This is a genomic window from Microbacterium sp. Leaf351 (genome assembly GCF_001423825.1).
Taxonomy (GTDB): Bacteria; Actinomycetota; Actinomycetes; order Actinomycetales; family Microbacteriaceae; genus Microbacterium; species Microbacterium ginsengisoli.
This window is the reverse complement of sequence record NZ_LMPK01000033.1, coordinates 98,174-104,518: the sequence shown is the minus strand read 5'-3', so window position 1 is coordinate 104,518 and position 6,345 is coordinate 98,174. Positions and strand designations below refer to the sequence as shown.

General features: G+C 70.2%; 5 protein-coding genes and 1 pseudogene. 2 read left to right on the top strand and 4 right to left on the bottom strand.

Annotation, left to right across the window (positions count from 1 at the left end; translation table 11 throughout):
* Both ASG00_RS15410 and ASG00_RS08815 read left to right on the top strand, forming a co-directional pair.
* A pseudogene (locus tag ASG00_RS15410) lies at window positions 1–745 on the top strand (hypothetical protein); the annotation flags it as partial.
* 5 nt (window positions 746–750) lie between these two features.
* Window positions 751–1,203, top strand: coding sequence for a hypothetical protein (locus ASG00_RS08815; protein ID WP_056208689.1), 453 nt, complete (start codon window positions 751–753; stop codon window positions 1,201–1,203).
* Window positions 1,204–1,273: 70 nt separating this feature from the next.
* Here ASG00_RS08815 and ndk read toward each other — a convergent pair whose 3' ends face one another.
* From ndk to ileS, 4 genes are all read right to left on the bottom strand, one after another.
* Window positions 1,274–1,690 (bottom strand): nucleoside-diphosphate kinase, encoded by a 417-nt coding sequence (gene ndk, locus ASG00_RS08810; protein WP_045248367.1) that lies wholly within the window; start codon window positions 1,688–1,690, stop codon window positions 1,274–1,276.
* A gap of 5 nt (window positions 1,691–1,695) precedes the next feature.
* Window positions 1,696–2,094 carry a DUF4233 domain-containing protein gene (locus tag ASG00_RS08805; protein ID WP_056208684.1) on the bottom strand — a complete coding sequence of 133 codons (399 nt, stop codon included), beginning with the start codon at window positions 2,092–2,094 and terminating at the stop codon, window positions 1,696–1,698.
* Entirely contained in the window at window positions 2,082–3,440 is a 1,359-nt protein-coding gene (locus ASG00_RS08800; protein WP_056208682.1) for a bifunctional folylpolyglutamate synthase/dihydrofolate synthase, read from the bottom strand. Before ASG00_RS08800 ends, ASG00_RS08805 begins: the two co-directional genes overlap by 13 nt.
* A partial coding sequence (gene ileS, locus ASG00_RS08795; protein WP_235559462.1) for an isoleucine--tRNA ligase occupies window positions 3,437–6,345 on the bottom strand: 2,909 nt, incomplete at its 5' end. The genes ASG00_RS08800 and ileS, both read right to left, overlap by 4 nt.

Sequence of the window (6,345 nt, the reverse complement as noted above, 5' to 3'; positions counted from 1 at the left end):
CCCCGACACGCTCGACCCGACGCGCCGACAAGCATGGGAGGACGCGCAGCGCGTCACCCGGCTCGACACCTTCGCCGACCTCGTCGCGGTGAATGGCACGACGGATCTGATGGGCGGCGCCGATGCGACGGTGATCGACGTGAAGCGGGTCGTCCGGGCCGACGGTTCGGAGCACTGGGTGGTCTCGGTTCCCTCCACGCAGGACTGGCAGTTCAGCGGCGACAAGGGGGCTATGAACGATCGCGACTCGAATATCGCACTCATGCTCGACAACCCCCTGCTGAGATCCGCGTATGAGCGAGCCGCGCTCGAGGCGATGAGAGACGCCGGCATCCGGCCCGGCGATCGGGTGGTGCTGACAGGCTTCAGCCAGGGAGGCATCCTGGCGGCGAACCTCGCGGCCGATCCGACGTTCCCGTACCGCACGATCGGGGTCGTCACCAACGGATCGCCTGTTGACGGGTTCGCGGTTCCCGCCGATGTCCCGGTCTACTCGTTCCAGCACGAGAGCGACCTGGTGCCGCGCCTCGACGGCAACGGCACCGGGCCCGTGCCTCCGAACGTGCACCGCATCACGCTGCCCGACACCGGGAACCCCCTGGCCGCGCACGACAACCAGTACTACCGGGACTCGATCGCCGCGTGGGAGCAGCTGTACGCCGCCCAACACGGCGCTCCCCCGCCCGGACTCGACGCGCTCACCGGCGCGGTCGTCGACCACTCGATGTTCACGGCAGCAGAATGAGGATCATGTCCCCCCGACACGCGCTCCCCCGCACGATCGCGCTCGTCGCCACCGCCGTCGCACTGGTGACCGGCCTCGCCGGGTGCGTCGGCGCCCCGACGGCGGACGTGTCGTTCGAGCAGAAGATCCCCGCCGCGCTCGAAGGTGCCGGCCTCGGTCTCTCGGATGCGTGGGCGAGCCGCAGCACCGACGGGTTCACGGTGGTGCTCAACGTCGGCGCCGTGTCGACGGCCGCCGATGTCTCTGATGCGGAGCTGCGCCGCATCCTGCAGCTCATCGAGGCGAACAACACGCTGGGTGGTGACCGCCTCGATCTCACCGTGCGCAGCTCGAGCGGCGACCGCATCGACCTCGAGCCGGCCGCTGTCACGCTCGGAGCGGACCCCAGCGCCTACCGCGGATCCGTGCCCACAGCGCTATCGCTGTCGTGGGACGAGGTCACGCGGATTCTGCATTGACACCCGCTCCGCAACGTCGATGCCCGCCTCTTGGCGGAGGCGGGCATCAACACATCTCGCGCCGGACGACTCAGCCGAACCAGATCTCCAACTCGCGGGCCGCCGACTCCGGGCTGTCGCTGCCGTGCACCAGGTTCTGCTGCACCTTCACCCCCCAGTCGCGACCGAAGTCGCCGCGGATCGTCCCCGGAGCGGCCGTCGTGGGGTCGGTGGTTCCCGCGAGGGACCGGAACCCCTCGATCACACGGTTGCCGGCGAGGCGGATCGCGACCGACGGACCGGACATCATGAACTCGACAAGAGGCTCGTAGAACGGCTTGCCTTCGTGCTCGGCGTAATGCTGCTCGAGCCGGCCCCGTTCGGGCTCCACGAGTCGCAGATCGACGAGCGAGTACCCCTTCGCCTCGATCCGGGCGAGGATGGCTCCGGTCAGGCCGCGGGCGACGCCGTCGGGCTTGACGAGGACGAGGGTTTCTTCGGTGGCCATGGTTCTCAGTCTCCGTTCTCGGCGCCCTCGACGAGCCGCGCGTTACGGCGATCGAGCTGGGCCCCCTTGATCGTCGCATATCCCCACATGGCGCCGAAAATGACCCCGACGATGAACAGGCCGAACGCGAGGAAGCCGCTCAGGAACACGAGCACCTGCAGTGCCCATCCGAGCCAGATTCCCCATCGGAAGCGCAACACGAGGGTCGTGAGCACCATGACGACGGCCACGACGATGCCCCCGACGATGCCCCACCAGGGGTCGACGCCGTCGGGGAGACCCTTGAGTCCGTAGACGGCGAGACCGCCGAGGAAGACGACGATCGACTCGAATCCGAGGATGACGGCGCCCAGCGACTCCTCGGCACCGCGCCGACGGCGCTCGCGCGGGCTCACTGCTCCCACCCGGCCATCCAGTCCTCATCGCGCGCGAGCGCGATCGCCTCCCCCGCGAGCACGACGGAGCCCGCGATGACGACCGCGCGCCGCTCTCCCGTCGCCGCCCACGACCGGGCGGCCTCCGCCGCGTCGGCGAGGTCCGGATGCACCGACACCGGCAGGCCCGCAGCTTCGACCACATCGGCGACGGCGTCCGCGTCACGGGCACGGTCGGAATCGGGCGCGGTCGCGAAGACGTGGGTCGCGACATCGACGAGCTCTCCGACGATGCCGGATGCGTCCTTGTCGCCGAGCACGCCGAGCACGAGTCCCCATTCGTCGAAGTCGAAGGATGCCGCCAGCCCCGCCGCGAGCGCGTGCGCACCGTGCGGGTTGTGGGCGGCGTCGACGACGACGGTCGGGTGGGTGCCGATCAGCTGCAGGCGGCCCGGCGAGGTCGCCTGCGCGAGCCCCTCGGCGACCACGTCGCCGGTCAACGGCTGCGTGCCGCCTCCGATGAGCGACTCGACCGCCGCGATCGCGAGTGCGGCGTTCGCGGCCTGATGGGCGCCGTAGAGCGGCAGGTACTCGTCGGCGTAGGTGCCGGCGAGTCCGCGCACCGTGACGACCTGGCCCCCGACCGCCAGGTTAGCCGCCGTGACGGCGAACTCCTCGTCGGCGAACGAGATCGTCGCACCCTGACGCTCGGCGGCGGCGCGGAGCACGGCGGCGACGCCCGGCGTCTGCGCCGCGGACACGACGGCCGCACCGGGCTTGATGATGCCGGCCTTGACCTCCGCGATCGCCTCGACGGAGCTGCCGAGCCGATCGGCGTGGTCGAGACCGACCGGCGCGATCACCGCCACGTCGCCGTCGGCGGTGTTTGTCGAGTCCCACGACCCGCCCATCCCGACCTCGATCACCGCGACGTCAACGGGCGCATCCGCGAAAGCCACGAACGCGAGCACGGTGAGCAGCTCGAAGAACGTCAGCCGTGCATCGCCCGCGGCCTGCAGCTCCGCGTCGACGAGGTCGACGAACGGGGCGATCTCCTCCCACGCGTCGGCCACCTGCGCGTCGGCGATCGGCTCACCGTCGATCATGATGCGCTCGGTGAACCGCTCGAGATGGGGGCTGGTGAACAGGCCGGTGCGCAGACCGAGCGAACGCAGCAGGCTCTCTGCGATACGGCTTGTCGACGTCTTCCCGTTCGTGCCGGTCACATGCACCACGCGGTACGTACGCTGCGGGTCATCGAGGTACTCGAGCACGCGGCGTGTGCGCTCGATGCGCGGCTGTACCCACTGCTCCCCCTGCCGCTGCAGCAGTGCTGTGTAGACCGCATCGGCGCGAGCGGTCTCGCGGGCGGTCACTCGGTCACCCCCGCGCGTGCGACCTCGACGCGGAAGGCGCCCGCGTTCGCGAAGGCGCCCGCCTCGAACGAGCCGGTGTGCTCGCCGTGGCCGGCGGCGTCGAACGTCGAACCGACGAGCACGTGTCCGTTCACGGTCGCGCTGACAGCGAGCGTCTCGTCGGCCACGCCCGCGAGAGCGAAGGCGGCCGCGACGGCGGCGGCGTCCGTGTCGTCGTCGAAGCGCAGCGAGAGCGAGATGCGGTCGCTGACGTCGAAGCCGGCGGCCTTGCGCGTGTCCTGCACGGCACGGATCACGTCGCGCGCGAGACCTTCGGCCTCGAGCGCGGGTGTCGTGGCGGTGTCGAGCAACACGAATCCGCCGCTCGCGAGCACCGCGAGCGCCTCACCCTCCGGACGACCCGACGTCTCGACGGCAAGCTCGTACTCCCCGTCGACGAGCGCGAGTCCGCCCGCCGTGACGACGCCGTCGACCACCGACCAGTCGCCCGCCTTGGCGGCCTGGATCACCTGCTGCACCTGCTTGCCGAGTCGAGGCCCCGCCGCGCGGGCGTTCACCGTCAGGCGGTGAGAGATGCCGAAGGCGGCGGGGGTGTCGGCGGCGAGCTCGACGAGCTCGATCGCCTTCACGTTGAGCTCGTCCTGCAGGATCGTCTCGAACTGGGCGAGGGCCGCGGCATCCGTCACCACCACGGTCAGGCGCGGAAGCGGCAGGCGCACCCGCTTGCCTTCGCGCTTGCGCAGGGCGTTGGCGACGCTCGAGACCTCGCGCACGGTGTCCATCGCGGTGCGGATGTCGGCCGCCGCGGGGAACGCGGACGCGTCGGGCCAGTCGGTCAGGTGCACGCTGCGTCCGCCGGTGAGGCCCTGCCACACCCGCTCGGCGACGAGCGGCAGCAGGGGCGCCGCCACGCGCGTGAGCGTCTCAAGCACGGTGTAGAGCGTGTCGAACGCCTCCGTGCTGGTCGGATCGGAGACGTCGCCCCCGGTCCAGAACCGGTCGCGCGAGCGTCGGATGTACCAGTTCGTCAGCGCCTCGGCGAACTCGCGCAGGCGAGAGGCCGCGGTGGTCGAGTCCAGACCCTCGAGATCGGATGCCACGTCCCGCACCAGGTCGCCGGTCAAGGCGAGGATGTACCGGTCGAGCACGTTCGTCGAGTCGGTGCGCCATGTCGCCGTGTAGGCCTGGCCCCCGGGCCCGCCGGCGGCGTTCGCGTAGGTCGCGAAGAAGTACCACGCGTTCCACAGCGGCAGCAGGAACTCGCGCACACCCGCGCGAATGCCCTCCTCCGTCACGACGAGGTTGCCGCCGCGCAGCACCGAGCTCGACATGAGGAACCAGCGCATCGCGTCGGAGCCGTCCCGGTCGAACACCTCGGAGACGTCCGGATAGTTGCGCAGCGACTTCGACATCTTCAGGCCGTCGTTGCCGAGCACGATGCCGTGGCACGACACGCCCGTGAACGCGGGGCGTCCGAACAGCGCGGTGGAGAGCACGTGCATGACGTAGAACCAGCCGCGCGTCTGCCCGATGTACTCGACGATGAAGTCGGCGGGAGCGTGCGCATCGAACCACTCGCGGTTCTCGAACGGGTAGTGCACCTGCGCGTAGGGCATCGAGCCGGAGTCGAACCAGACGTCGAACACGTCCTCGATGCGGCGCATCGTGCTGCGGCCGGTCGGGTCGTCGGGGTTCGGGCGGGTGAGCTCGTCGATGTACGGGCGGTGCAGGTCGACCTGGCCCTCCGCGTCACGAGGGAGCGTGCCGAAGTCACGCTCCAGGTCCGCGAGCGACCCGTAGACGTCGACGCGCGGATAGGCGGGGTCGTCGCTCTTCCACACCGGGATCGGCGAACCCCAGTACCGGTTGCGGCTGACGGACCAGTCGCGCGCGCCCTCGAGCCACTTGCCGAACTGGCCGTGCTTCACGTTGCCCGGCACCCACGTGATCTGCGCGTTGCCGGCGATCAGGTCGTCCTTGATGTCGGTGACGCGGATGAACCAGCTCGACACGGCCTTGTAGATGAGAGGGTTGCGGCACCGCCAGCAGTGCGGGTAAGAGTGCTCGTAGCTCGCCTCGCGCAGCAGCCGACCCTCCTGCTTCAGCAGGCGGATGAGCGGACGGTTCGCGTCCATCCAGAGTTCGCCCGCGACATCCGTCACCTGCGGCAGGAAGCGGCCACCGTCGTCGAGGCTCACGATCGTCGGGATGCCGGCTGCATCCCCGATGCGCTTGTCGTCCTCGCCGTACGCGGGAGCCTGGTGCACCACGCCCGTGCCGTCGCTCGTCGACACGTAGTCGTCCGCGAGGATGCGCCACGCGTTCTCGGTGCCGAACGCCTCGTCGGCGTAGTAGTCGAACAGGCGGTCGTAGTGCACGTCGGCGAGCTCGTGGCCGAGCACGGTGCGCTCGACGGCCTCGCGCGCGGCATCCGCGTTCTCGTAACCCAGGTCCTTCGCATAGCCGCCCAGAAGGTCGGCGGCGAGCAGGTAACGGTGCGCCGCCGCGGAGGACGCGTCGTCGGCGGTCGGGATGTCGGCGGCGCCCGCCGGCCCGCCGGGCACCACGACATAGGTGATGTCCGGGCCGACGGCGAGGGCGAGGTTCGTGGGGAGGGTCCAGGGGGTGGTCGTCCACGCGAGCACGCGCACACCGGTGAGCCCGAGCGCCTCCGCCTTGGTGCCGACGAGCGGGAACGTGACGGTCACCGAGGGGTCCTGGCGCATCTTGTAGACGTCGTCGTCCATGCGAAGCTCGTGTGCCGACAGCGGCGTCTCGTCCCGCCAGCAGTACGGCAGCACGCGGTAGCCCTCGTACGCGAGACCTTTCTCGTAGAGGGTCGCGAAGGCCCACAGCACCGACTCCATGAAGGTCGCGTCGAGCGTCTTGTAGCCGTTCTCGAAGT

Bases quoted from the DNA above. Each gene is read 5' to 3' on its own strand.
- ASG00_RS08815 (WP_056208689.1), top strand. From the start codon at position 751: ATGTCCCCCCGACACGCGCTCCCCCGCACGATCGCGCTCGTCGCCACC.
- ndk (WP_045248367.1), bottom strand. From the start codon at position 1,690: ATGGCCACCGAAGAAACCCTCGTCCTCGTCAAGCCCGACGGCGTCGCC.